General features: G+C 64.0%; 21 protein-coding genes and 4 pseudogenes. 13 read left to right on the forward strand and 12 right to left on the reverse strand.

Going from position 1 to position 21,884, the window contains the following annotated elements; translation table 11 throughout:
• Positions 1-119: 119 nt before the first annotated feature.
• The 4 genes and pseudogenes from HWX39_RS22015 to HWX39_RS36365 form a co-directional block, all read left to right on the forward strand.
• Positions 120-476, forward strand: a pseudogene (locus HWX39_RS22015) (helix-turn-helix domain-containing protein); the annotation flags it as partial.
• A 215-nt stretch (positions 477-691) separates the two neighbouring features.
• On the forward strand, positions 692-1,771 hold the full coding sequence (locus HWX39_RS22020; RefSeq protein ID WP_175969966.1) for a lipid II-degrading bacteriocin: 1,080 nt from the start codon (positions 692-694) through the stop codon (positions 1,769-1,771).
• 27 nt (positions 1,772-1,798) lie between these two features.
• Positions 1,799-2,188, forward strand: coding sequence for a hypothetical protein (locus tag HWX39_RS36360; RefSeq protein WP_244135069.1), 390 nt, complete (start codon positions 1,799-1,801; stop codon positions 2,186-2,188).
• A 167-nt stretch (positions 2,189-2,355) separates the two neighbouring features.
• Positions 2,356-2,626: pseudogene (locus HWX39_RS36365) on the forward strand (OB-fold nucleic acid binding domain-containing protein); the annotation flags it as partial.
• Here the strand turns inward: HWX39_RS36365 and HWX39_RS22030 are convergent.
• The 4 genes and pseudogenes from HWX39_RS22030 to HWX39_RS22045 all read right to left on the reverse strand — a co-directional run.
• A pseudogene (locus HWX39_RS22030) lies at positions 2,570-3,154 on the reverse strand (IS630 family transposase); the annotation flags it as partial. The pseudogenes HWX39_RS36365 and HWX39_RS22030 overlap by 57 nt on opposite strands.
• A gap of 155 nt (positions 3,155-3,309) precedes the next feature.
• Positions 3,310-4,848, reverse strand: coding sequence for a DHA2 family efflux MFS transporter permease subunit (locus HWX39_RS22035; RefSeq protein ID WP_175969967.1), 1,539 nt, complete (start codon positions 4,846-4,848; stop codon positions 3,310-3,312).
• The gene (locus tag HWX39_RS22040) at positions 4,845-6,215 is read right to left on the reverse strand and encodes an HlyD family efflux transporter periplasmic adaptor subunit (protein WP_175969968.1); all 1,371 of its coding nucleotides are present in this window, start codon (positions 6,213-6,215) and stop codon (positions 4,845-4,847) included. The genes HWX39_RS22035 and HWX39_RS22040 overlap by 4 nt, the downstream gene beginning before the upstream one ends.
• A gap of 9 nt (positions 6,216-6,224) precedes the next feature.
• Complete coding sequence (locus tag HWX39_RS22045; protein ID WP_244135070.1) at positions 6,225-7,673, reverse strand: efflux transporter outer membrane subunit; 1,449 nt, start codon at positions 7,671-7,673, stop codon at positions 6,225-6,227.
• 154 nt (positions 7,674-7,827) lie between these two features.
• On the opposite strand from HWX39_RS22045, the gene HWX39_RS22050 reads away from it, so the two are divergent.
• Positions 7,828-8,664 carry a helix-turn-helix transcriptional regulator gene (locus HWX39_RS22050; RefSeq protein ID WP_175969970.1) on the forward strand — a complete coding sequence of 279 codons (837 nt, stop codon included), beginning with the start codon at positions 7,828-7,830 and terminating at the stop codon, positions 8,662-8,664.
• A gap of 409 nt (positions 8,665-9,073) precedes the next feature.
• Here the strand turns inward: HWX39_RS22050 and HWX39_RS22055 are convergent, their stop codons facing one another.
• From HWX39_RS22055 to HWX39_RS36370, 3 genes and pseudogenes are all read right to left on the reverse strand, one after another.
• A complete protein-coding gene (locus HWX39_RS22055; RefSeq protein ID WP_175969971.1) occupies positions 9,074-11,365 on the reverse strand; it encodes an Ig domain-containing protein in 2,292 nt (763 codons plus the stop codon).
• Positions 11,366-11,839: 474 nt separating this feature from the next.
• Positions 11,840-12,160, reverse strand: a complete 321-nt coding sequence (locus HWX39_RS22060; RefSeq protein ID WP_175969972.1) for an H-type lectin domain-containing protein — start codon at positions 12,158-12,160, stop codon at positions 11,840-11,842.
• Between the two features lie 437 nt (positions 12,161-12,597).
• Positions 12,598-12,906: pseudogene (locus HWX39_RS36370) on the reverse strand (LysR substrate-binding domain-containing protein); the annotation flags it as partial.
• A gap of 249 nt (positions 12,907-13,155) precedes the next feature.
• On the opposite strand from HWX39_RS36370, the gene HWX39_RS22070 reads away from it, so the two are divergent.
• The 3 genes from HWX39_RS22070 (at position 13,156) to HWX39_RS22080 (ending at position 14,377) form a co-directional block, all read left to right on the forward strand.
• Positions 13,156-13,575 (forward strand): organic hydroperoxide resistance protein, encoded by a 420-nt coding sequence (locus HWX39_RS22070; protein ID WP_175969974.1) that lies wholly within the window; start codon positions 13,156-13,158, stop codon positions 13,573-13,575.
• A 71-nt stretch (positions 13,576-13,646) separates the two neighbouring features.
• Positions 13,647-13,973: a DUF4148 domain-containing protein gene (locus HWX39_RS22075; protein ID WP_175969975.1), complete on the forward strand. Its 327-nt coding sequence runs from the start codon at positions 13,647-13,649 to the stop codon at positions 13,971-13,973.
• Positions 13,974-14,047: 74 nt separating this feature from the next.
• Positions 14,048-14,377 (forward strand): DUF4148 domain-containing protein, encoded by a 330-nt coding sequence (locus HWX39_RS22080; RefSeq protein WP_175969976.1) that lies wholly within the window; start codon positions 14,048-14,050, stop codon positions 14,375-14,377.
• Between the two features lie 257 nt (positions 14,378-14,634).
• On the opposite strand, the gene HWX39_RS22085 is transcribed toward HWX39_RS22080, so the two are convergent.
• A complete protein-coding gene (locus tag HWX39_RS22085; protein ID WP_175969977.1) occupies positions 14,635-15,366 on the reverse strand; it encodes a methyltransferase domain-containing protein in 732 nt (243 codons plus the stop codon).
• A 41-nt stretch (positions 15,367-15,407) separates the two neighbouring features.
• Positions 15,408-15,935 (reverse strand): VTT domain-containing protein, encoded by a 528-nt coding sequence (locus HWX39_RS22090; protein ID WP_175969978.1) that lies wholly within the window; start codon positions 15,933-15,935, stop codon positions 15,408-15,410.
• 284 nt (positions 15,936-16,219) lie between these two features.
• Here HWX39_RS22090 and HWX39_RS22095 point away from each other — a divergent pair, with 284 nt between their 5' ends.
• The 3 genes from HWX39_RS22095 (at position 16,220) to HWX39_RS22105 (ending at position 19,082) form a co-directional block, all read left to right on the forward strand.
• On the forward strand, positions 16,220-16,885 hold the full coding sequence (locus HWX39_RS22095) for a response regulator transcription factor (protein WP_175969979.1): 666 nt from the start codon (positions 16,220-16,222) through the stop codon (positions 16,883-16,885).
• Positions 16,882-18,267: an ATP-binding protein gene (locus HWX39_RS22100; protein WP_175969980.1), complete on the forward strand. Its 1,386-nt coding sequence runs from the start codon at positions 16,882-16,884 to the stop codon at positions 18,265-18,267. The genes HWX39_RS22095 and HWX39_RS22100 overlap by 4 nt, the downstream gene beginning before the upstream one ends.
• Positions 18,268-18,365: 98 nt before the next feature.
• Positions 18,366-19,082, forward strand: a complete 717-nt coding sequence (locus tag HWX39_RS22105) for a GNAT family N-acetyltransferase (RefSeq protein ID WP_175969981.1) — start codon at positions 18,366-18,368, stop codon at positions 19,080-19,082.
• A gap of 48 nt (positions 19,083-19,130) precedes the next feature.
• Here HWX39_RS22105 and HWX39_RS22110 read toward each other — a convergent pair whose 3' ends face one another.
• From HWX39_RS22110 to HWX39_RS22115, 3 genes are all read right to left on the reverse strand, one after another.
• Positions 19,131-19,586, reverse strand: coding sequence for a MarR family transcriptional regulator (locus HWX39_RS22110; RefSeq protein WP_175969982.1), 456 nt, complete (start codon positions 19,584-19,586; stop codon positions 19,131-19,133).
• A 102-nt stretch (positions 19,587-19,688) separates the two neighbouring features.
• Positions 19,689-19,817 (reverse strand): hypothetical protein, encoded by a 129-nt coding sequence (locus tag HWX39_RS36685; RefSeq protein ID WP_279613104.1) that lies wholly within the window; start codon positions 19,815-19,817, stop codon positions 19,689-19,691.
• Positions 19,814-20,185, reverse strand: coding sequence for a GFA family protein (locus HWX39_RS22115; RefSeq protein WP_175969983.1), 372 nt, complete (start codon positions 20,183-20,185; stop codon positions 19,814-19,816). Before HWX39_RS22115 ends, HWX39_RS36685 begins: the two co-directional genes overlap by 4 nt.
• Before the next feature lie 313 nt (positions 20,186-20,498).
• Between HWX39_RS22115 and HWX39_RS22120 the strand changes: the two genes are divergently transcribed.
• Positions 20,499-21,137 carry a 5-formyltetrahydrofolate cyclo-ligase gene (locus tag HWX39_RS22120; RefSeq protein ID WP_175969984.1) on the forward strand — a complete coding sequence of 213 codons (639 nt, stop codon included), beginning with the start codon at positions 20,499-20,501 and terminating at the stop codon, positions 21,135-21,137.
• 62 nt (positions 21,138-21,199) lie between these two features.
• Positions 21,200-21,883, forward strand: a complete 684-nt coding sequence (locus tag HWX39_RS22125) for a hypothetical protein (protein ID WP_175969985.1) — start codon at positions 21,200-21,202, stop codon at positions 21,881-21,883.
• Position 21,884: the final 1 nt, after the last annotated feature.

Raw genomic sequence — 21,884 nt, forward strand, 5'->3', positions numbered from 1 at the left:
ATCCGGGTATGACATTTGGTGTAGTAGCTTTTTAGAAATGTCGTGTTCTAGCCATTTAGAAATGTCGTGTTTGAACCTCGGTAAGCTTGCCGGCTCCCCGTCAGATCATGGAGCCGGCGATGCACCGAACAGCACTAGTGACATTGAACATGCGAGAACTCGACCGTCTGAAGGTCATCCAGGCTGTAGTGGATTCGTGGCTGAAGCCTGGCCGCGCGGCCGAACGTCTGGGCCTGACGGTCCGGCAGATCGAACGGCTAGTGATTCGGTACCGGGAATCTGGCGCGGTTGGACTGACGTCGCGCAAACGTGGTCGTCCGGGGAACCGGCGATTGGACGAGGAACTGGCTCGGCGAGCGCTGACGATCATTCGCGAGCGCTACGCGGATTTTGGCCCGACGCTGGCCTGCGAGAAGTTGTCCGAGTGCCATGGCATCCAGCTGGCCAAGGAGACGGTACGGCGGCTGATGACGGATGGACGACCATCTCATTCCACTTGTCACATCATACGAAATAGTTAGATACTAGTAATGTTTATGAAGTCAATTTGGAAGAATAGCCGAGTGGCAACAATCTCGGTCACGCGTGTCATGCTTTCCGCAACTCCCGAAGGCAAAGCGTGTTGACTTTGTCAACTTTAAAATCAGTTTGACTTTTTCGTCAAAAAACCAATCGCTACCGGGACCGTTAGATGAAAAGAAGACACTTTCTTGGGGCCTCCACTGCTTTATTGGCAAGCAGTCCTATTCGAACATTCGCGCAAGGACACGGTCCAGTCGACGATCTTTTGCCACCAATTAACGTTTCAGCACCGACCGAACTTGCCCTCCCCATAGCCACGCCTAATGGCCCCGCCGGAGGGTATCATTGGGCAATAAATGGAGATAATATTCGCGGCGGCATATTTCAAATTGGCAAATTCAGATTAGTCAATGGAAAGAAAATTCTCGAAGCTGCTGCTGCCGGACGGTCGCGCGACGTGCTTTATGAATTTGGGTATGGGATGGAGCTTGCAAGCAAACAAGTTGTTCAAGCGCAAATTGCAACTTATGCCCTTTTCACTTCCTGGATTGCAGACATGGGCTGGCAAGGCATCACTGGCGCAAACCAGTATGGCCTCTCCGATACGACGTTTAGTGGCCTCACAACAGCATTTGGGTTGTTCAGTGACTACTATTTCAGTCACCTCCCGACTCCACCCATTGAGAGTTTTAAATTCTACGCCACTCCATTTTTCACCCTTTCAGCATACTACAATTGGATTCGGGGAAACGGAGATCCAAAATCAGTCGATCTTAAATCTTTGAGGCTTGGAATCGGCGTTCAGCAGATATCTCCGATAAGGGACATTATCGTCAACGATGGCATGGGACCTGGAACCTATCGAATAGATGCCCGGTTCAGCACCAATTTATTGAGCGACCAAGAGTTGATTGTCGGGTCGGCACTTGGGCGAGTGAGCGGCCACATCCAAGGAGAGCTATTTTTAGGAAGTGATGATAGTTTCTATTTCAGAGGAGAATACACACTTAATCCAGACAAATTCGATTTTGACGCTTCACGGTCTCGTCCGTCGATACAAGAGGCATTGACTACGTTCGTCCGAAAAATTGGAGAATTTACTGATCACAAAGATTTCATGATCTATTTTACCGGGTCGCAACCACTCAACGTCAACGGAACGAGAGCCAGCATCAAAGCAATGAATCCAGATGGCACGCCAGCGGCGGTTCATACGCCACGAATCGGTGGTTTCGGGCGCAGACCATAAATCGATTTTACTGACCCTCGAACCGACATGAGGAAAGCTGAGAAGCTCTCCTCATGCCAAAAAACCCGATTTTTTGATTATGGGGTAATTTTGACAAAAAAAATACTGAAATACTCGATCGGTTCCATTGGTGCATTATTGATTTGCGCATTGGTCTTATTTGCCGTTTTGATCTATGTCAAAAATTGGGATGGCGGAGATGGTGCGTGCCCTCAAATGAGTCGTCGCGAAATAACGGGATTCGTTGAAGAGTACGCAAAACAAAATGGCTCATCAAAAGTTATTTTTGATGAAAATTTCGAATACATCACCGACCTCCACCAATGGAAGGTTCCGTATCGATCTGATGGCCATCGGTATATCGCGAAAATGACGTGCCTTGGAATCATTCTTGATAATGTGGGGCCGTATGATTGACTCCAACTTCCGCCCGTGATATCGGGTTGGCAGCGGCAAGATGACAGGCCCGCTTCGAAAAGTCATGGTTCGTGGTCTCGAGAAAGCGGACCAACCACTGCCATCTAACGATGGCGGCCTACAAGCTGACGCGATTGAGATCGTTTGCCGCATAGCGCCCGCACTTCGCGCTCGATCGACTGCAGCCGGCCGACCAGCTTGCGCACCGGTCAGCTCGCGCGCGGCATCGTGACCGCACGGCCAACGGCGTGCTCTTCATGACGCTTGAGGACGAGACGGGCTAGGTCAACGTGATCCTGTGGCCCTGTCTGTTGGGGGCAGTTTCGGAAAGAGGCGCTCGGCGCTGCGATGCTGGCCGTGTACGGCGTATGGCAGGCAGAACGTTCCGCTGATTCGCGAGCAAAGTCGATGCAGCTGTTCGAGGATGGAATCGGCTGACGCGGTCCAGACGAACGGTTTGCAGTTTTCGTTGTAGTGGGAGACAAAGTGATCGATTCGCTTGATCAGTTGTTTGACCGAGCCGAACGAGCCTCTCCGGATCGCTTTGTCGGTGATCAACGCAAAGAAGCGTTCGACCTGGTTGAGCCACGAACTGTAGGTACGAATGAAATGCATGTGCCAGCGGGGGCATGCCGCCAGCCACGCCTTGACCTTCGGAGGCTTGTGACTGCCGTAGTTGTCGACGATGCAGTGCACGTCGAGTTCGGCTGGCACGGCTTTGTCGATTTCGCGCAGGAACTAAAGGAATTCCTGATGTCGATGACGTGGCTTGCAGGTAGCGAGCAAGGCACGATTGAGCACATTCAGAGCGGCAAACAACGTCGTGGTGCCATGACGGACGTAATCGTGAGTGACGCCTTCGACGTAGCCGAAACCCATCTGCAGCATAGATTGCGTGCGCTCGAGCGCCTGACACTGGCTCTTCTCGTTCACGCACAGCACCAGCGCGTTCTGCAGTGGACTCAGGTTTGAAATGTCCGCTTTTGGGGTGCGGCCGAACGACTGGGCCTAACGGTCCGGCAGATCGAACGGCTAGTGATTCGGTACCAGGAATCTGGCGCGGCTGGACTGACGTCGCGCGATGACCAGCATGGGTCGGAACGGGCCGCGCAGCGCCCTCTTCATCGTTTTGCGGCGGCACCGGGGCCGAACGGCGGACGGGCGAGCCAGACCACCGCGATCACCGCGAGATACACGCAGCCGAGCGCGAACGAAACGTCGTTGAACGAGATCTGGTACGCCTGTGCGTCGACCAGGTTGCTCAGCAGCGTGGCCGCGCGTTGCGGATCGCCACCGCCGAGCCGGGCGACTTCCGCTCGCACGGCCGGATCGAACGCACTCACGTGCTCGCTGAGCTGCGCGTGATGCAGGATCGCGCGCCGGTCCCACAGGAACGACGTGATCGACACCGCGAAGCTCGCGCCGAGCGTGCGCAGGAACGTCGACAGGCCGGAGCCGGCGGTGATCTCGTCCGGCTTCAGGTCGGACAGCAGGATGCTGTTGATCGGCATGATGAACAGCGCGAGGCCGAGGCCCTGCAGCAGCTGGATCAGCGCGACGTGCGTGAAGTCGATGTCGGGCACGAAGCCCGCACGCAGGAACGACGACGTACCGAGGATCGCGAATGCGCAGCACACGAGCACGCGCATGTTGAAGCGTGGCGCGTACTTGCCCATGAACGGCGTCATCAGCACCGGGATCACGCCCATCGGCGCGACCGCGAGCCCGGCCCAGAATGCCGTGTAGCCGAGTGTGCGCTGCAGCCACTGCGGCACGATCACGTTGACCGCGAAGAATGCCGAATACGCGAGCACGAGCGTCAGCGTGCCGGCCGCGAAGTTGCGGTGCGCGAAGAGCCGCAGGTTCACGATCGGATTCGGTTCGTTGAGTTCCCAGATCAGGAACAGCGCGATGCCGAACGCGGCGACCACCGACATCACGACGATGAACGTCGAGTTGAACCAGTCGGCTTCGTTGCCTTTGTCGAGCACGATCTGCAGCGCGCCGACGCCGACGATCAGCGCGGCGAGGCCGACATAGTCGACGCGCGCGGCAACCGTCGTCTCGACGCGCGCACGCATCTGCGCGAACACGCACATCGCGGCGAACACGCCGATCGGCAGGTTGATCAGGAACGCCCAGCGCCACGCGTAATGCTCGGTGACCCAGCCGCCGAACACGGGCCCCGCGATCGGCGCGACGACGGTGACCATCGCGATCATCGACAGCGCGAAGCCGCGTCGCTGCGGCGGGTAGATCGACAGCATCAGCGCCTGCGTGGTCGGGATCATCGGCCCCGCGACCAGGCCCTGCAGCGCGCGGAACGCGACGAGCTGCGGCAGGTTCTGCGCGAGGCCGCACAACAGCGACGCGAACGTGAACGCGAGCGTCGCCCACACGAACAACCGCACCTGCCCGACGCGCTTGACGAGAAACCCGGTCAGCGGCAGCGCGATCGCGTTGCTGACCGAGAACGTCGTGACGACCCACGCGCTCTGCGTCGTGCTCACGCCGAAGTTGCCGGCGATCGTCGGCAGCGACACGTTCGCGACGGTGCCGTCCAGCACCTGCATGAAGACCGCGAGCGCGAGGCCGAAGGTCGTCAGCCCGACGCTCGACGGACGAAAGCCGCTGTCGGCGGCCGCCATCGCGCCGCTCATCGCACGGCCTCCGCACGCGCTGCCGCCGGCAGGTTCGCATGGATGACGTCGGCGATCAGGCTGTCGGCACGCGCGAGCTCGTCGCGGTACACGTCGGTGTGGAATACCGGCGCGCGCTGCTCGCGATGCGACAGCATCGCACCGCCGCGGTCGTGCTGGTCGACGCGTGCGTGCATCGACAGGCCGATGCGCAGCGGATGCGCGTCGAGCTGCGCCGGGTCGGTCAGTTCGATGCGGACCGGCAGCCGCTGCACGATCTTGATCCAGTTGCCGGTCGCGTTCTGCGCGGGCAGCAGCGAGAACGCGCTGCCGGTGCCGATGCCCAGGCTCTGCACGCGGCCGGTGTAGCGCACCGCGTCGCCGTACAGGTCGGCGGTCAGTTCGACCGGCTGCCCGATACGCATGTGCTCGAGCTGCTTCTCGGTGAAGTTCGCGTCGACCCACAGCTCGCGCAGCGGCACGATCGCAAGCAGCGGCACACCGGGCGACACGCGCTGCCCGACCTGCACCGTGCGCTTCGCGACATAGCCGGTGACGGGCGTGACGACGTCGGTGCGCGCATGCGCAAGGTAGGCGGCCCGCAGCCGTTCGGCCGCGGCCTGCACGTCCGGATGTGACGCGACCGCGGTGTCGTCGATCAGCGCCTTGCTCGTCTGGTGCTGCTCGCTCAACGTCGCCAGCGCGCTCTGCGCCCCCGCGTATGCACTTTGCGCGGACGTCAGCGTGTCGCGAGCATGCGCGAGTTCCTCGCGTGAAATCGCGCCGGTGCGGCCGAGATCCTCGCGGCGGCTGTAGTCGGCCTTCGCCTTGTCGAGCGCGGTGCGGCGCGTGTCGAGTTCAGCGCGTGCGCCGTCGATGCTGTTCGCGAGCCCGCGCTCGTTGCTGTACAGGCCGCGCACCTTGCGCACCGTTGCCGCGAGATCGGCCTGCGCGGTCGCGAGCGCGATCTGCGCGTCGCTCGGGTCGAGACGGACGAGCGGCGTGCCGGCGCGTACGAGGTTGCCGTCGTCCGCGTCGATCGATACGACGGTGCCCGTCACCTGCGGCGTCAGCTCGACGACGTTGCCTTGCGCGTACGCGTTGTCGGTGGATTCGTACCAGCGTCCGACGATCGCGTACCAGATGCCCCAGCCAATGATGCCGAGTGCGAACACGGCAACCAGCGCGCGCACCAGATGCTTGCGCCGCGCAGGCGGTGGCGGCGGCGTCGCAGGCGCGCCACCTCCCGGTGCCGGTTGCGTGCGGGCATCGGGCCCGCCCGGCGCGCGCGGCGTCGTGGTGTGGTCGGCCGCCGGCTGCTGGCGGACGCTGGCGGGATCGGTGGCGTCCGGTCGCGCGGGAGTCTGCAGGGAGTTGTCGCTGCTCATGGTTCGATGTCAAGGACGTTGGGAAGGAGTGGCGGCAAGCGCGGCGTCGTCCGGCTCGGCGCGGAAGCCGCCGCCGAGCGCGGCGACGAGTTGCAGCGACTGGTCCGCGCGCTGTGCGCGCAGCGCGGCGACCTCGCGGCTCACGACCAGCAGTTGCTGGCGCACGACGAGCGCGTCGAGGTAGCTGCCGACGCCGGCCCGGTATTGCGCGTCCGCGAGCCGCCACGCATCGGTGGCGGAGTCGAACGCACGCTGCTGGGCATCCGTCTGCACGGCCAGCGAATGCAGCCGGTGCAGATCGTCGGCCACCTCGCCGATCGCACCGATCAGCGTCTTGTTGTAGCCGGCGACCGCGAGGTCGTATTGCGCGTCGCGCCGGCGCAGCACGCCGCGTCGTTCACCGCCGTCGAAGATCGGCAGGCTCACGGCCGGGCTGGCGTTGTAGGTGCGCGACGCGGCCTGGAACAGCGAGGCGCCGCCGCGCGTCGCGAGCCCGATCAGCGCGGCGAGACTGACGTTGGGCAGGAAATCCGCACGAGCGGCTGCGACGTTGCGGCTGGCTGCCTCGACTCGCCAGCGCGCGGCGACGAGGTCGGCGCGCCGGCCGAGCAGCGCGGCAGGCAGGTCGGCCGGCACCGCGAGCGCAGCGGCCGGCAGCGGCGCGGGCCGCACGAGTGCGAGACCGCGATCGGGGCCCGCGCCGAGCAGGATCGCGAGCGCGATGCGCGCGCTGTCGATCGCCTGCGCGGTACGGGCCTGCTCGCGCGTCGCGGCCGCGACTTCGCTTTCCACCTGACGCTGCTGCGCGACGTTGTCGATGCCTTTCGCGACGCGCTGGCGCGTAAGCGTGAGCGCTTCGTCTGCACGTTCGTATTCGGCCCGTGCGACGTCCTGCTGATCGAATGCGTACGCGAGATTGACGTAGGCGCGCGCAACGTTGACCGACAGCAGCACGCGTGCGGCCTGTGCATCGACCTGCGCGGCGCGCGCTTCGCCGAGCGCGGCTTCCCACGCGGCACGGCGGCCGCCCCACAGATCAAGATCCCAGCTCAGGCCGAGATTGATCTCGCGCGTGTGGCTGAAGAAGCCGCCGCCCTCGCCCGATGAAAACTGGGTGCCGGACAGCCGCTCGGCCTTCGCGCTCGCGCGGCCGACGAGGTGCGGCAGCCGCGCGGCCCGTGCCTCGATCACCAGCGCCTGCGCTTCGCGTGCGCGCGCATCGGCGGTCGCGAGATCGGGGTTGCCGGCGAGCGCCTCGTCGATCAGTGCACTCAGTTGCGCATCGTTCAGCGCGCGCCACCAGTCAGCGGCCGGCCAGTCGGCGGCCGGTGCGTGCGCGAGGCTGCGCGATGCGGCAAGCGTATCGGCGCCGCGCAGCGTGCCGGCCGGCGCGAGCCCGTCGCGGCTCGCGCACGCGCCGAGCACGACGAGCGCCGCGGCGACGGCGATTCGCGACATGACGCGCAGTGCGCCGGCATCGCGTGTCCAGGGAGCAAGTGCTGCACGCATCGCATTCCTCTGCTTCGTATCGGTTTGAACACGACACGCATTGTTGGACGCTCCCGGACAAAGCTGATAATGTTGTTTAGACAAAAAATAATGAATTCCGGCCATGCCCATCCGACACGTTTCCCCGCCGCGTACCGCGAAGCGCGCCGACTCCGATCCGAGCGAGCGTGAGGACGGCCCGTCGCTGATCGCCGTCTGGGGCGAGGACGACGGCGGCAACACGTACCGGCTCGGTACCCGCGAGGTCGACTGGCACAGCCATCTGCGCGGCCAGGTGTTCTGCGTGGAAAGCGGTTTCGCGCACGTGCGCACCCCGCATGGTTCGTGGCTGCTGCCGCCGCATCGCGCGGGCTGGATTCCGCCGGGCGAGCAGCACAAGGTCAGCATCAGCGGCGCGTTGAGCGGCTGGAGCGTCGTGATCGCGCCTGCCGCGAGCCGGCGGATGCCGGGCCAGCCGTGCGTGATCGCGATCACCGAACTGATGCGCGCGCTCGTGCGGCGCGCGGTGTCGTGGGCCGATCAGGATCGGCTCGATATGGAGCAGGCGCGCATCAGCATCGTGCTGCTCGACGAGATGCGCCGTGCGCCGCACGAGCCGCTGCATCTGCCGATGCCGCGCGACCGGCGGCTGCTGCGCATCGCTAACGCGATCCTCGGGCAGCCGCACGACAGCCGCACGCTTGAAGCGTGGGCCGAATGGGCCGGGTTGTCCGCCCGCACGCTGAGCCGGCTGTTCGTCGCGGAAACCGGCACGAGCTTCGCGCAATGGCGTCAGCAGGCGCGCCTGACGCATGCGCTCGAACGGCTTGCGAACGGCGACAGCGTCGCCAACATCGCCGACGCGTTGGGCTACGCGACGCCGAGCAACTTCATCGCGATGTTCCGCCGCGCATTCGGCGATTCGCCCGCGCACTACTTCGCGAAGCGCAGGCAGCCATAGCGCAGTGCGGCGCTGCCCCGCCCCGCCCCTATCACCCCTGCCAATACAGTACCGGCATCGACTCGGCGAGAACCTGACGATCCGGTTGAGGGAGTCGTGCGCGACGAATGTTCGCTTCCCTGCCCTCGGTTCGACGGCGAGCAGCATGAAGGCGCGCCATACGTCGGTCATCAGACGCGTTTTCGAAACGACGAGTTTGGATTTAAAATCGTGATGTTGTGATAAGAAAAGTTATCCAGACGTCATCATCTATTTATCCAACTGCGTGCTCCACGGCCGACGAATCGGCTCGTCACACGACGAATCCGCAGGCATCACCAGAACAACGCGCGCCGCACCGCTGCCGCGACGCGCGTCGGGAATGCAAGCGTGATAGCCCGCGAAACCGGCCTAGCTTGGGGGCGATGCTTCAGCGCACCCTGATCGTGTAAGCGGCTCGCGCGTCAGCCAGTCCCCCGTCATTGGTGGCCGTGACGGTGAAGGAATAGCGCCCGGTGTTGCCGGGCGTCCCGACGATCCCGCCGGTGTCGTGATTGAGTAGAAGACCTGGAGGCAACGCCCCGCCGGTCACCGAAAAATGGACTGTCGCGGGCGTATTCGTCGTGATTCTCGCTTCGTAGAGCGTGCCTCGCGCGGCATCCGGCAGAACCGTGGGGCTCAGTTTTGGCGTCGGCGCCGATACGGTCTGCGGCTTTCCGATCGGGGTCTTGTCGGGGTTCAACTGCTGTAACGACCAACTCTGCCCCGAACCGACGACCGTCAGGGTCCAGTGCGTATTCAGATCGCGGAACGCGAGCTTCTGCTGCTCGGTGAATGCACCCAGATTTCTGGCTGTTTCCCACTGCTTGATTTTCTCGAGAATCTGAGGCGTCAGTGATTCTTTCGAGGACAGGCTGGCCATCGTGAACCAGAAACCGGTGCCGGCGTTGAGCCCCGCGCCGCGTGCGAGGCGGGTCTCGACCTGGAACAGGATATCGGCGTCGAGTGTCGGGACGCGGGTGAAAGTGAGCCATCCAAGCATGCCCGGCAGGTAGTTGGCCTGGTAGAAAGTATTGTTGAGGAACATCTGATCCATCGTGTCGTCCCAACTCGCGCGGGTCAGCACGTCCCAAGCATTCGAGGTCATCCGGCTGGTCTCGCTGATGTATCCATCGTGCCCGGTCTGGGCTGCGTAGGTACCGTTTATCAAACGGGCAATGCCAAAGCTGCCCCAGCCGGAGAGGCTGGCGGATTCCACACCGTCAAACGACTGGGACCGGATGCCGACGTCGTTCCGCAGCGTCCCGAACCGGACAGCAATCTCGTCGATGATGCCGAGGCCGCCCGTGGCCCCGCCATACGAATTCACGATCACCCTCGCCACGGGCGTACCTTGCGGGGCGTCGGCCGCGACGGAGCCCCATTGGCCTCGCTGCAGCCCGCTGACTTGCCATACATTGCCGACCATTCGGAAACTGTCGAACGAGACGAACTCATTGCCGATACGCAGCATTTTTCCGTTGATCGCGGCCTGCACCGGTCCGGATACGGGCAGGGAGAGCGCCGTGCTGGACGCGCTCAATGGCCGGTACAAAGCGGCTTGTGCGCCCGTAGCCAAACGAGGGTCCGGGGAGGGCGAAACGTACGGGTCGATGACGAGCGGGAGATCCGAGCCGGTGCTGATGAAGTCCGACATGGTATGAACGCCGACGCGGATACCTTGCTCTTTTGCAGCAGCCACCAGCCGTGCAGCGCCGGTGTCGCTGCTGCCGAAGCTGGCGTCGAACCGATAATGCCCGGTATAGGCCCACGGCCCGCGATAGTTCATCGGAAGCGAGTAGATGTAGTGGATTCCGGCGCTTTTGGCGAAGCCGGCAGCCTGGTTGACATTGCTGGTCGCGAGATCGGCCAGCACGAGAAACGACTGGCTGCTGGCCTGGGCGACTTTCTGCCATTGGCCGTTCTGGGTCGGATACGGGAGGTTCTCGCCCGACGCGATGAACGACAACAGAGTCGTCACGAGATCCGGTTCGCAACCGTATAGCGCAATTTTCGATCCGATTACCGTGCCGTTGATATCGAGCGGGCCGAGCGGAATCGGAGAGCCGTTGGGGTTGAGCCGCGTACGCTCGCGTGTATAGTCAAAAGTGAAGGCGCGCAGCACGGCCCCCCACGAAGTCTTGGCGGCCACGCTCCACGGTTCCATGTCCGCCACCGTCAGCCTGTACGGATTCGGGTTGACGTCGCTTTCCCAGCCGTATTGCGGATATTCTTTGGGCCACGCGCCTTCGGTGCGATCGTTGAGCGGCTTGAGGCCGATCGCAAAATCGTTGTTTCGCACCACGCCCGCCGCTTCGCCGACGGTGTGGTTGATCACAAGGGGCAATGGCCCCCACAGCAGCGTCTGAACGTCGCCACCGTTGGCGATCAGCACCCGGGTGACTTCAAAGGTGGCGTAGCCATTCTTCTGCAGGACGCGCACATCGGCCTCGAATCCGAGACGCGCCTCGCTCACGAAGAAAAGCGTGTTGTCAGCGGACGACCATCGGACGCCGGTGGGCATCACCTGTTGTCCGTTGATCACGAGACTGACGAGCGGGACGGACTTTCCGGGCGATATGAAGTCGTGGCCGCTGCGGGAATCGACGAGTTCGACGACAGCGCCGGTGGAGTCCAGACCCAGCGTCAAGTAGCCAGCCGGAATGTGCAGAGTGCTTTTCATTTTTCGACTTTCCTGACGATACGAGCGGGCACCGGCGACGCAGTTTCACCACTGCATCCTTCCCACGCATGCCGTGAGCCCATGTTTGGAATATCTAACCGATCCCCTTGGCATACATGTAACGGTGGCCGGCGGATATCCCGGATCATTGGACGCAGCCGATCTGGCGAACGGCTTCGAAGCGCCCGGGCAGGTTGTCGACGCCGGCAATCCTGCATCGACGGGCGAGCACACCGGCCTTCGAAGCTCGCCCCTTCCGGGATCCGGGCCGCGGGATCAGCGTCGCGATCCTTGTGGACGGCATATGACAAGCGACGCACCGTGACTGCCTCAATAGCGTTCGCCGCGGGGCTTGCCGCACGGCAATCCGTTCCGATGGCGGCCAGCCGCCGTACTACCTGACCGAACTACCGGTCGTGGAACCGGCGTAGCTCAGAGGAGACGGCAACCGCATGACTGCGGCATGTTTCCTGATTAGCTCGGAACCTCGGCGATGTACGCAATGTAGAGGTTTTGCCCCCAATCAGTGCCCGAATAATCGGGGAACACCGCATCTTCGCGAGTGATATTGACGTTGAAACCGGTCGTCGTGACTTTGGTCACCGTCACCGAGAACGTGTCCGGATAAGAGGATGCGTCGTTGGGGTCCTGCAGGGCCGTCACGATGACGACGGGAGCAGTCGAAAACGTGCCCGGGAACGTGATCTGCGCATTGAGCGGCGGGTTTTTCCAGGAAATCCGGTCGCCGCTTTGATAGCTGCCGACTGCCTGCTTCGCTACGATTCTTTCCAGCATTTCGAGCTCCTTATGGACAAGACGATTGGCATCTTGGTGAGCCGTGCGCGAAAGCACTCCGCTCGAAGCAAAGGTATGTCGAGCACACTGCGAAAGCGATTACACGCGATTACACGACTGAGGTAGCGATCCGGGCTCGTCGGAATGGAGGTCGAACCACCATGCGAGCGGCTGGCCGGGCGATGTCGACGCCTTGTATGAGCGGCACGCGACACCGTCGCGGCAACGCATGCCCTTGTCGCGAAAGGACTGCGAGCGGTTGACGTGCAACCTCACTGAACGTCCAGACCGGCTGCTGACCGCAATCCACCGCCCCTCCCCGCACTTGTTGCCCCGACGCATGAGCGTTGCTCTACGGTGGGGGTTCGAGATTGCAACCGGCGCGCCTGGCGCGATGCGCCGGCCCGTATGGCGCGTGTCCCGGCCGGTTGCGTGGCCGGTGCGCGCGCCAGATGCTCGACGAGAAAGTCGCCGAATGTACGTACGCGTGACGACAAAACGCGCGCATGCGGATACAGCAGCATGAGTGGCCGCGACCGGCCACCGAGGCCGGGCAGCACTTCCACGAGCGCGCCGGCGCACAAATCCTGCTCGATGATGAAGCGATACGTCTGGAGCAGGCCCGCACCGCTGCGCGCGAGCGGCACACCGGCAACGTAGTCACCCGACCTACCGTAGCGGCCGGTTGTCGCGACGTCGAGTTCTTCCAAGCCATCGTTGAACAACCACGGAATCGGCCGCCCCGTCAGGCGGTCACCCCTTCCCGACAGCGCTTTCACCCACCCTGCCCGGATTCGCCGCTCGTCGAATATCGGCGATCGATCGTCTGAAAGCCTTGTCCGGCAAGGCTGTAAACGTATCCAGATACATTGAAATACAAAATATCGCATGCGATTTAATCGAATGCGCTTGACGTAGGCGGTCGCCTCGACGAAACTCCATCGCATGCGATCGAATCGCATCTGACATAAACCAGTCCCCTGAAGGAGCAAATGATGAGCAAGATCGACAACGTGCTGTACACCGGCAAGACGCATACGACTTCGGGCGGCCGCGACGGCACGGCCCGCAGTTCCGACGGCCGCCTCGACATCCAGTTGTCGTCGCCGGGCAGCGCCGGCAGCGGCACCAACCCGGAACAATTGTTCGCGGCCGGCTGGTCGGCCTGCTTCATCGGCGCGATGCAGCTTGCGGCGCGTGCCGCGAAGGTGACGCTGCCGGCCGATCTGGCGGTCGACGCCGAAGTGGATCTCGGCACCGCCGGCAACGCGTACTTCCTGCAGGCCCGTCTGAACGTGAGCGTGCCAGGGCTCGATCGCGACATCGCGCAACGCATCGTCGATGCCGCACACCAGACCTGCCCGTATTCGAAGGCGACGCGCGGTAACATCGACGTCGACATCCGTATCGCTTGAACGATGCATCAGGCGGCCGAGCGCCGCCTTGCCGAATGCCCGATTTCCTTTCTTTCTTTTCGAGGTGAATGATGAATATCCGACTGATCGCCGCCGTTCTCGCCGCTGTTTCGGCTACTGTTGCCGCACCGGCGTTCTCCAGCGAATCCACCGTGACGCGTGCGCAGGTGCGCGCCGAGCTTGCGCAGTTGCAACAGGCCGGGTACCCGCTGAATCGTGCGACCGACGCCACCTATCCGGACGATCTCCAGGCGGCACTCACGCAGATCCATGCCGCCGATGCGGTCGCCGGCAACGAGCGGGCGTCCGGCTACGGCAGCAACGGCGATGCGGCAACGCAATCGGGCCGTCGGCATGCGGTCAGCGTGGCCGACCGCTCGGTGTATTTCGGTCATTGAACGAAACCGCGAACGGCGCCCGTTGCCGGCGCAGGGTTCGCAACCGCCGCATTCCTATTTTCTTGTCGAGGTGAATGATGAAGACCCAACTGATCGCCGCCCTTCTTGTTGCGGTGTCGGCCGCCGCCGCTGCGCCGGCGTTTGCCGGCGAAGGCACCGTGACGCGCTCGCAAGTGCGTGCGGAACTGGCCGCGCTGCAGAAGACCGGCTACCTGCCGAACCGGCCCAACGACCCGAACTATCCGGACAATCTGCAGGCTGCGCTGCGGCGGGTCCACGACAACGATGCGGTCGCGGTCGAGTCGCTGATGTCCGGTTACGGCGGCGATTCCGGCGGTGCAACGCAGTCGGGCAGCCGCGGTGCGGTTCGCATGGCCGAGCGGTCGATCTATTTCGGCCATTGAGCATGGCGCGTCGGAAGCGTCGCGCAAGGCCGGGCAACGTGCAGGAAACGGGGGCGCGCGAGCATTGCGCGTTCCTCGTCAGTCTGCGATGGAGAGCAGTATTTCAAGTTAATAACATGCGCTGCGTGCTTGCGTCTGTTCGGGACTCGATTGTGCGCAGCGCCAACGCCACTCCCCGGTTATCGCCAGCAGCGAGTATGGAAGAAAGAAGCAACCACCGCGTGGCAGGTCGAACAGCAACCCATGCCCAAACGTGGTCACGATGATGGACGTCCATCCGTCGACGGCCCGGCCCCGCTCGAATTGAGTGATGGCGTATGGGGAAATCGAGCGGTATCGAAGCCGCCCAAAGCGGTTGCTTCCGCAACCACATCGCGCTGCGGCCGTGCACCGGGCCATTGTTGCCGGACCGCGTCGATCCTGCGTTCGAAGCGATACACGATGGCAGGCGGAAAGTTCATCCACGCGACGCCAACCCGGACGGCGCGAACACGCATGGCTTCCAGGTAGCGCACCGGAATCGGGCAACGCGGCACATACGTGAACTGGTAGAACGCGCCATCGGCAGCCAGGTGGCGCGCGAACGCGCAATGAACGATCGCGACGGCCTGTTCGACCGGCATCGCGACGAGCGGCAACCCGCTCACGATTGCATCCGCGCGCGCCCCGCCGAAGAAGTCGCCCGTCACGCCGAGCTGCGCTGCATCCATCTGCATGATCCGCAACGCGGGAAACTGACGCCGCAGCGCGTTCGCAAATGCGGGATCGGCTTCCACCAGCACCAGCCGGTCGCTCGAGACGCCGCGCGCGAGCAGTGCCCGCGTGAACACGCCGGTGCCGGCACCGAGCTCGATCACGGTGGCGCCGTCGCGCGGGATGTCGGCGGTGATCAGTGCGGCGAGCGCCGGGCCGGACGGCGCGAGCGCGCCAACCCGACGCGGATTGCGCAACCAGGTACGCAGGAACAGCATCCATTCAGGGATTCGCATCGACAGGCTCCAGGCGGGATCGATCGGTCAACGACGGGTAGCTATGCGGCCGCTTGCGCGGCCAGGTAGCCAGCCGTGATGAACAGCGTGTTCCAGAGCGCGATGCCGACCGCGGCACCCGACGCGAATCGCGCGAAGCTCGTTTCCAGCAAGCCGGCAAGCGCCGGTGCGACGAGCCGCACGAGCGGCACCAGTTGCGACCAGAGTGCGAGCCGCGTGGGCCGCGCGCGGATTCCGTCGATCAGTACGTCCATTCGTGCGGGCTGCAACCTGCCCAGCGGCGCGACGCGGCGCAGCAGCGCCAGCACGCTGTCTTCCGGCCACAGGTTGCCGAGCGCGTAATGCAACAGGCAGCCCGCGAAGCTGCCGAGCGCCGTGACGACGATGGCTTCCGGCAGTGTCCATGCACCTTGCGCGCTGGCGACGCCGATCATCGTGAGGAGCACGTGCGACGGCAGTACGGGGATCAGCCGTTCGATCAGTGACAGGCCAACGAGGCAGGCGATGCCGTTGGCGCTGGCCAGACTGAGCGGGAGGCCGAACGGGACGAGCGTGGCGAGCTGGTTCATCGCACGGCTCCCGCGCGGCAGGCGCACAACGGGCACAACGGGCGCGACCTTCCATGCCAGAATGGCCCGCACCGGGACGGCGTGAAGGTGGCGCTTCGTGCCGCATTGCATTGCAGCAACGGAATTGCAGGACGTGACACGGTCATCGCGAGCCTCTCGAGAAAACGCCAGATGCATTGCACCGGCAATGCGGCGATTGGCACGCATCGTGGCCTCCCGGCTTTAAGAAGTTTTTAATCGCGGTCGGTCAGGCTGGCGACCTCGACATTCGAGGAGCGAAACCCATGCATATCCTGTTGGTGGAAGACGATGTCATGCTGGCCGACGCCGTTTGCGCGGGCCTCAGGCAGAACGGCTGGCGCGCGGACTGGTCGGCCGACGTGCCGGCCTCGCGGCTCGCGCTCGTCGGCCACGACTACGACGCGGTGCTGCTCGACCTGCAACTGCCGGGCGCGTCCGGTTTCACGCTGCTCGCCGCGATGCGCGCGAACTACGACCCGACGCCGGTATTGATCGTCACCGCGCGCGATCAGCTGAGCGACCGGATCCGCGGCCTCGACGCAGGCGCCGACGACTATCTCGTGAAGCCGTTTCAGCTCGACGAGCTCTACGCACGGCTGCGCGCGCTGACGCGCCGCAGCCAGGGCCGCGTGTCGGAGCGCCTGATCTACCGCGACGTGCATGTCGATCCGGCGCGCAAGGAAGTCACCCGCGCCGGCGAGCCCGTTGCGCTCAGCATTCACGAGTACCGCACGCTGCTCGCGCTGATGGAGCGGCAAGGCCGCGTCGTCACGCGGACGCAGCTCGAAGCGCGCGTGTACGGCAACGACAGCGAAGTCGAAAGCAACACGATCGCGGTGTACATCCATCAGCTTCGGCGCAAGCTCGGCGACGAACTGATCGTGACGGTGCATGGCTTCGGCTATCGCGTCGGGGAGAGCCCGGCATGAAGTCGCTGCGCGTGCGCCTGCTCGCGACCGTGATGGCGGCGGTGGTCGTGTTCTGGGCGAGCTGGGGGGCGTTTCTCGGCATCGGCCTGTGGCGCGAACAGCGCGGCTGGCGCGACGGCATGCTCGAAAGCGCCGCACAACTGCTGCTCCTGTCGTTGCCGGCTGCGATCGATCGCCTGCCTGAAGCGAACGCCCAGGCAGTGGTGCCGAAAGCCGCGTATGGCAGGTACGACATCGCGTTCCAGGTCTGGGTAGATGGCCGCATCGTGATGCACAGCGCGGATGCGCCGGCACCGGCGCTCAAGGCTGACCTGCGGGACGGCTACGGCACGAGCGCCGGTCGCGGCGCCGTGCACGACGAGACCTGGCGGGTCTACTCGCTGTCGGATCCGGCGGGCAGGATTCACGTTCAGACGGGCGGCCCGGCCACGACCTGGCAGGAGAAGGCGAGCAATGCGTTGCAACTCGGGTTGTTCAATACAGCGGTGATGCTCGGGATGCTGGGCGTCGTGATCTGGTGGGTGATCCGCTGGTCGTTCGGGCCGGTGCGCGAGGTCCAGCGAGCCATCCAGCACAAGGCCGCGTTCGATTTTTCGCCGTTGCCGCTGGTGACGCTGCCGCGCGAACTCCGCCCGCTCGTCGAGTCGTTCAATCGCCTGCTCGCGCGGCTGAATCAGGCCGTCGACACCGAACGCCGCTTCATCGGCGATGCGGCGCACGAGTTGCGCACGCCGCTGGCGGCGTTGTCCGCCCAGGCGGAGGTCGCGTTGCAAGCGGACAGCCTGGCGGACAAGAACGAAGCATTGCGTCGGCTCGCAACGGGCGTCGAGCGCAGCGCGCGGCTCTCCGGGCAATTGCTCGAACTGGCGCGGCTGGATGCCGGATCGCGCGTCGACCAGCATGGGCCGGTCGACCTGTCGCGGCTCGTTGCGCTGATCGCGAGCGACTTCGACGCGGCCGCAGATGCGCGCCGACAGACGGTGCGGATCGCGGTCGAACCGGTACGCGTCTGGGGCGATCTGGACGAGATCGCGATTGCGGTGCGCAACCTGATCGACAACGCGTTGCGATACGGCCGTGACGGCGGGCGGGTCGAGATCACGTGCGACGTCCCCGCCGACGCGGACGGTGCGCGGGTCAAGCTGCGTATCGCTGACGACGGGCCCGGTGTGCCGGTCGGCGAACGCGAGCGGATCTTCGAACGCTTTTATCGCGTCCCGGGGACGGTGCAGCCGGGCAGCGGCATCGGCCTGTCGCTCGTCGTGCGAATCGCCGAGTCTCACGGCGGGTCGGTCGAGGTGACGACCGGGATCGGAGGGAACGGGCTGGCGGTGGTCCTGTCGCTCCCGGTATGGGTGGATCCGGCGCGCTGGCAGCGCTAGCGCGAGCGCCGGCAATCCGGCCGGTGCAGGCGCCGCGCCCTGCCCGGCCGATCCCGGTCTATGCTGTGCCATCGAAACCTTCAATCGAGGAGCAGCCGATGTCCGACGCAACGACCGGAAACGCGCCAGACAGTGCGCACCCGCTCGACCATGTGGTGTGGAACGCGCTGGCGCGCAGGCAGCGCCGCTTTGCGCTTGGCAATGACCGTGCGTGGCGGTTTCCGGCAGCCATCGCGCCGTTCGCCGCGATCGAGGACACGAGCGCGGCATCGTTCGACGCATTGCGCACGCTGATCGCCGCACATGGGCCGGCGGCACTGGTCACGCCGGACGTGCTCGAGCTGCCGGCGGGATTGTCGGCGATCCGGCGCGCGAACCTGTTGCAGATGATCTGGCAACGGACGCTCGACCCTGCGCCTGAATCCGGCTACGTCACGCTCGCCGAAGCCGATGTGCCGGAAATGCTCGCGCTGACCACGGCCGCGCAGCCCGGCCCGTTCGGCCCGCGCACGTTCGAGCTCGGCCATTACATCGGCATTCGCAGCGAAGGCAGGCTGGCCGCGATGGCCGGCGAGCGGATGCAGGTCGACGGGTATACGGAGATCAGCGCCGTCTGCGTCGATGCCGCGTTCCGGCGGCAAGGGCTGGCGGCCCGTCTGATGCGGTCGTTGATTGCGGAGATCGATGCGCGCGCGGAAACGCCTTTCCTGCACGTCCTCACGTCGAACCAGGTTGCGATCGAGCGCTATCTCGCCCTCGGTTTTGTCGTTCGCCGCGAGATGCACCTGCTGGTGCTGGGCGACGAGCACGCATGACGACGCGGCCGGCGCGATGCACGTGCCGGCCGCGGTTTGTCCGGACGTTTATTCGTCGGTCGAGCGGATCAGGTTGCCGCGCAGCGTGACGATCGCCTTCTGCATCTTTGCGAATTCGTCCGGCTTCAACCCGGTGGCTTCGACCAGATTCATGTCGAGCCCCTTCTCGCGCACGCGGCGGCCGCGCTTCGTGAGGCTGACGAGCACCTGGCGCTCGTCCGACGGATCGCGGTGCCGCTCCAGATAGCCCATCGCCTCGAGCTTCTTCAGGATCGGCGTCAGCGTATTGGATTCGAGGAACAGCTTCTCGCCGAGCTGGCCGACCGTCTGGTTGTCCTGCTCCCAGAGCGCAATGATCGTGATGTATTGCGTATACGTGAGGCCGAGTTCTTCGAGGATCGGCTTGTAGGCCTTGCCGAACGCGAGGTTCGCCGAGTAGATCGCAAAGCACAGGAACTCGGACAGCTTCGGCGCGGCGGCGGATGGGGCTTCGGTCGGTTTCATGAACGTCCTCCAGCGACGCGAGCGGCCGCAGACAGACGCATTATATATCGTGTGCGATCTTATCGGTAGCATGATAATCGTGTTCGATGAACCGGCGCGCCGTCAGCCTGCCCTACGGCGCTTGCCAGTCTGCATGCGGCTGACCGACATCAGCGTGCATTGCACCGGATGCGCGATTTCGGTCGCGAGCCCGCCTGCGGCAAACAGCAGGATCGTCAGCCAGCGTTTCATGCGTCCTCCACGACCGAGAGGCTCGCGCCGTTGGCGACCATTGCGTCGAGTGCATACGGATCGACACCTTCGAGGCAGCCGAGGTTGACGCGCCAGCAGGCGGGATCCATGCGCGTCTGATGGAACGGATAGATGCCGCAATGGCTGCAGAAATAGTGATGGGCCGTGCGTGTGTTGAATTGGTAGCACGTCAGCGCGCCCTCGCCTTCGACGATCGTCAGTTCGCTTGCGGCGAACATCGGGCTCATCAGCGCGCCGCGCCGGCGGCACAGGCTGCAGTTGCAGCGAACCGCCGGCGTCACGGCCGTTCTGACTTCGAATTTGACGGTCCCGCAATGGCAGGACCCTTTGAACCAGGTTGCAGACATGGTGGATTCCCGAAGAGGTCATGCCTGCTTTATAGCGGACGCCCGAAGCTGCGTTGTATCGCAATGTATCCGCCGTTCGTGCAGATACAGAACATTGCAAATCGGCGGCGATAGCGGCCCACAAGAGAGCGAGCAGTCTTGTCGCACAGGGGCGCGATGCTTTGCCAGGGGGATACTGCACTTGCCGTTTTGGCCCTACAATGCGCAGGCGACGAAACCGCATGATCGGCCGTCAGGATGCCGCGTTCATCGAACGCAGCGTCCGACATTCAAGCGGTTTCGCTGAATAACGAACAACATCCAACCCGCATCCATGAAAAGAAGAACGTTTCTCGCGCTGCCCGCCGTGGCGGCGTCCGGCCTGCTCGCCGGTTGCTCCAACGCCGACTTGGGACCCATCACCAATCGCATGATGAAGGACCCGGAATACCGGGAAACGCTGTCGGCATTTCTGATCAGCGCGGACGGAAAGAGCCTCGTCGTCATCGGCAAGCAGTATCACTACATTTTCGATGTGCCGCCGGCCCTCGCCGTCAATCTCACGGCACCCTATCGCCCCAAGCTGTACACCGATTTCGACGATTTCGAGACGCACGGCGACAAGATCACCGGACGTTATGTATTGCAGCTTTCGCGCGACGACGCACCGTCCGGCTCCGAGTTGCGTGAACGCGCGCTCGCCGATGGTTTCAAGGATCAGGGTTACACGCTGACCGAGAGCGGCACGATCAGCGGCAAGCGCTACCAGCCGAACGACGTCACGCCTTCGTCGATCCCGCAGGCGTTCAATCACGCGTACGACGTCAAGGTGATCGAGCGGCCGTCGGTGCTGGGCAAGGGAGCGAAGCTCGCGCTTTCGCCGATCACGATGGCAGCCGATGGCGCGCTCGGGCTGCTGGGTATCGCGCTGGCCCCGATCGCACTCACCACGATTATCGTCCTGGCCCACTAAGGCCATGGCATCGCGGCATTGCCGCAATGCGACGACCACGTCGCGCTTCAGCGGAATCCACCATGAGAATTCCTGCCCGAACGATGTTCCGTATCGGTTGCCTTGCCACCTGCCTGGTCGTCACGCAACACGCCGTCGCCGAAAGCGGCTGGGACGCCGCGCGGCATGTCCGCGCCGACTGGGTGTTCGCGTCGATGAAGGAAAGCGACGTGCGGCCCACGCTGGATCGCGCACTGAAGGACCAGGCGCGCTGGGCCGGCCTGCCCGGCAACGCACCCGATACAGGCGCGTTCCAATGCACGAAGCTCGCCTTGCCGCCGCCGTCGGCCGACGCTCAGGCCGCGTTCGACGCGGCACCGTCGCCGCACGGTCGCGACGCCGACAAGGCGTACGCGAAGGCCGCGTCGCTCGGTTCGTGGCGTGCGGCCGCGCGGCTGGCGAGCAGTTCGCTCGACGACGAGGATTGGGAAGGTGCGCAGCCGGCGATTGCATGGTTGCTCGTTCATCACGTTCCGGCCGGCTACAACAAGCTCGCGGATGTCCTGCAGGCGATGTCGGGCTACGACGGCGAAATGCCCGGCGAGGGCATGAGCGGGATGATCGCGTCGCTGCGCTGGCGCGCGGCGCGCGAAGGCGATCCGGTCGCGCAGATGGAGATGGCCGATCTGTTCGAGAAGCTCGGCAAGGCCGATCTCGTCACCGCGCTGCGCGCTTGCGCGACGCAGCAGAATCCGGCGCTGAAATGAA

Source organism: Burkholderia sp. BCC0322, assembly GCF_902833045.1.
Taxonomy (GTDB): Bacteria; Pseudomonadota; Gammaproteobacteria; order Burkholderiales; family Burkholderiaceae; genus Burkholderia.

Bases quoted from the DNA above. Each gene is read 5' to 3' on its own strand.
- HWX39_RS36685 (WP_279613104.1), bottom strand. From the start codon at position 19,817: ATGAAACGCTGGCTGACGATCCTGCTGTTTGCCGCAGGCGGGCTCGCG.
- HWX39_RS22115 (WP_175969983.1), bottom strand. From the start codon at position 20,185: ATGTCTGCAACCTGGTTCAAAGGGTCCTGCCATTGCGGGACCGTCAAA.
- HWX39_RS22020 (WP_175969966.1), top strand. From the start codon at position 692: ATGAAAAGAAGACACTTTCTTGGGGCCTCCACTGCTTTATTGGCAAGC.
- HWX39_RS22045 (WP_244135070.1), bottom strand. From the start codon at position 7,673: ATGTCGCGAATCGCCGTCGCCGCGGCGCTCGTCGTGCTCGGCGCGTGC.
- HWX39_RS22070 (WP_175969974.1), top strand. From the start codon at position 13,156: ATGAGCAAGATCGACAACGTGCTGTACACCGGCAAGACGCATACGACT.
- HWX39_RS22075 (WP_175969975.1), top strand. From the start codon at position 13,647: ATGAATATCCGACTGATCGCCGCCGTTCTCGCCGCTGTTTCGGCTACT.
- HWX39_RS22100 (WP_175969980.1), top strand. From the start codon at position 16,882: ATGAAGTCGCTGCGCGTGCGCCTGCTCGCGACCGTGATGGCGGCGGTG.
- HWX39_RS22060 (WP_175969972.1), bottom strand. From the start codon at position 12,160: ATGCTGGAAAGAATCGTAGCGAAGCAGGCAGTCGGCAGCTATCAAAGC.
- HWX39_RS22035 (WP_175969967.1), bottom strand. From the start codon at position 4,848: ATGAGCGGCGCGATGGCGGCCGCCGACAGCGGCTTTCGTCCGTCGAGC.
- HWX39_RS22040 (WP_175969968.1), bottom strand. From the start codon at position 6,215: ATGAGCAGCGACAACTCCCTGCAGACTCCCGCGCGACCGGACGCCACC.
- HWX39_RS22095 (WP_175969979.1), top strand. From the start codon at position 16,220: ATGCATATCCTGTTGGTGGAAGACGATGTCATGCTGGCCGACGCCGTT.
- HWX39_RS22050 (WP_175969970.1), top strand. From the start codon at position 7,828: ATGCCCATCCGACACGTTTCCCCGCCGCGTACCGCGAAGCGCGCCGAC.
- HWX39_RS22055 (WP_175969971.1), bottom strand. From the start codon at position 11,365: ATGAAAAGCACTCTGCACATTCCGGCTGGCTACTTGACGCTGGGTCTG.
- HWX39_RS22085 (WP_175969977.1), bottom strand. From the start codon at position 15,366: ATGCGAATCCCTGAATGGATGCTGTTCCTGCGTACCTGGTTGCGCAAT.
- HWX39_RS22090 (WP_175969978.1), bottom strand. From the start codon at position 15,935: ATGAACCAGCTCGCCACGCTCGTCCCGTTCGGCCTCCCGCTCAGTCTG.
- HWX39_RS22120 (WP_175969984.1), top strand. From the start codon at position 20,499: ATGAAAAGAAGAACGTTTCTCGCGCTGCCCGCCGTGGCGGCGTCCGGC.
- HWX39_RS36360 (WP_244135069.1), top strand. From the start codon at position 1,799: ATGAGGAAAGCTGAGAAGCTCTCCTCATGCCAAAAAACCCGATTTTTT.
- HWX39_RS22110 (WP_175969982.1), bottom strand. From the start codon at position 19,586: ATGAAACCGACCGAAGCCCCATCCGCCGCCGCGCCGAAGCTGTCCGAG.
- HWX39_RS22125 (WP_175969985.1), top strand. From the start codon at position 21,200: ATGAGAATTCCTGCCCGAACGATGTTCCGTATCGGTTGCCTTGCCACC.
- HWX39_RS22105 (WP_175969981.1), top strand. From the start codon at position 18,366: ATGTCCGACGCAACGACCGGAAACGCGCCAGACAGTGCGCACCCGCTC.
- HWX39_RS22080 (WP_175969976.1), top strand. From the start codon at position 14,048: ATGATGAAGACCCAACTGATCGCCGCCCTTCTTGTTGCGGTGTCGGCC.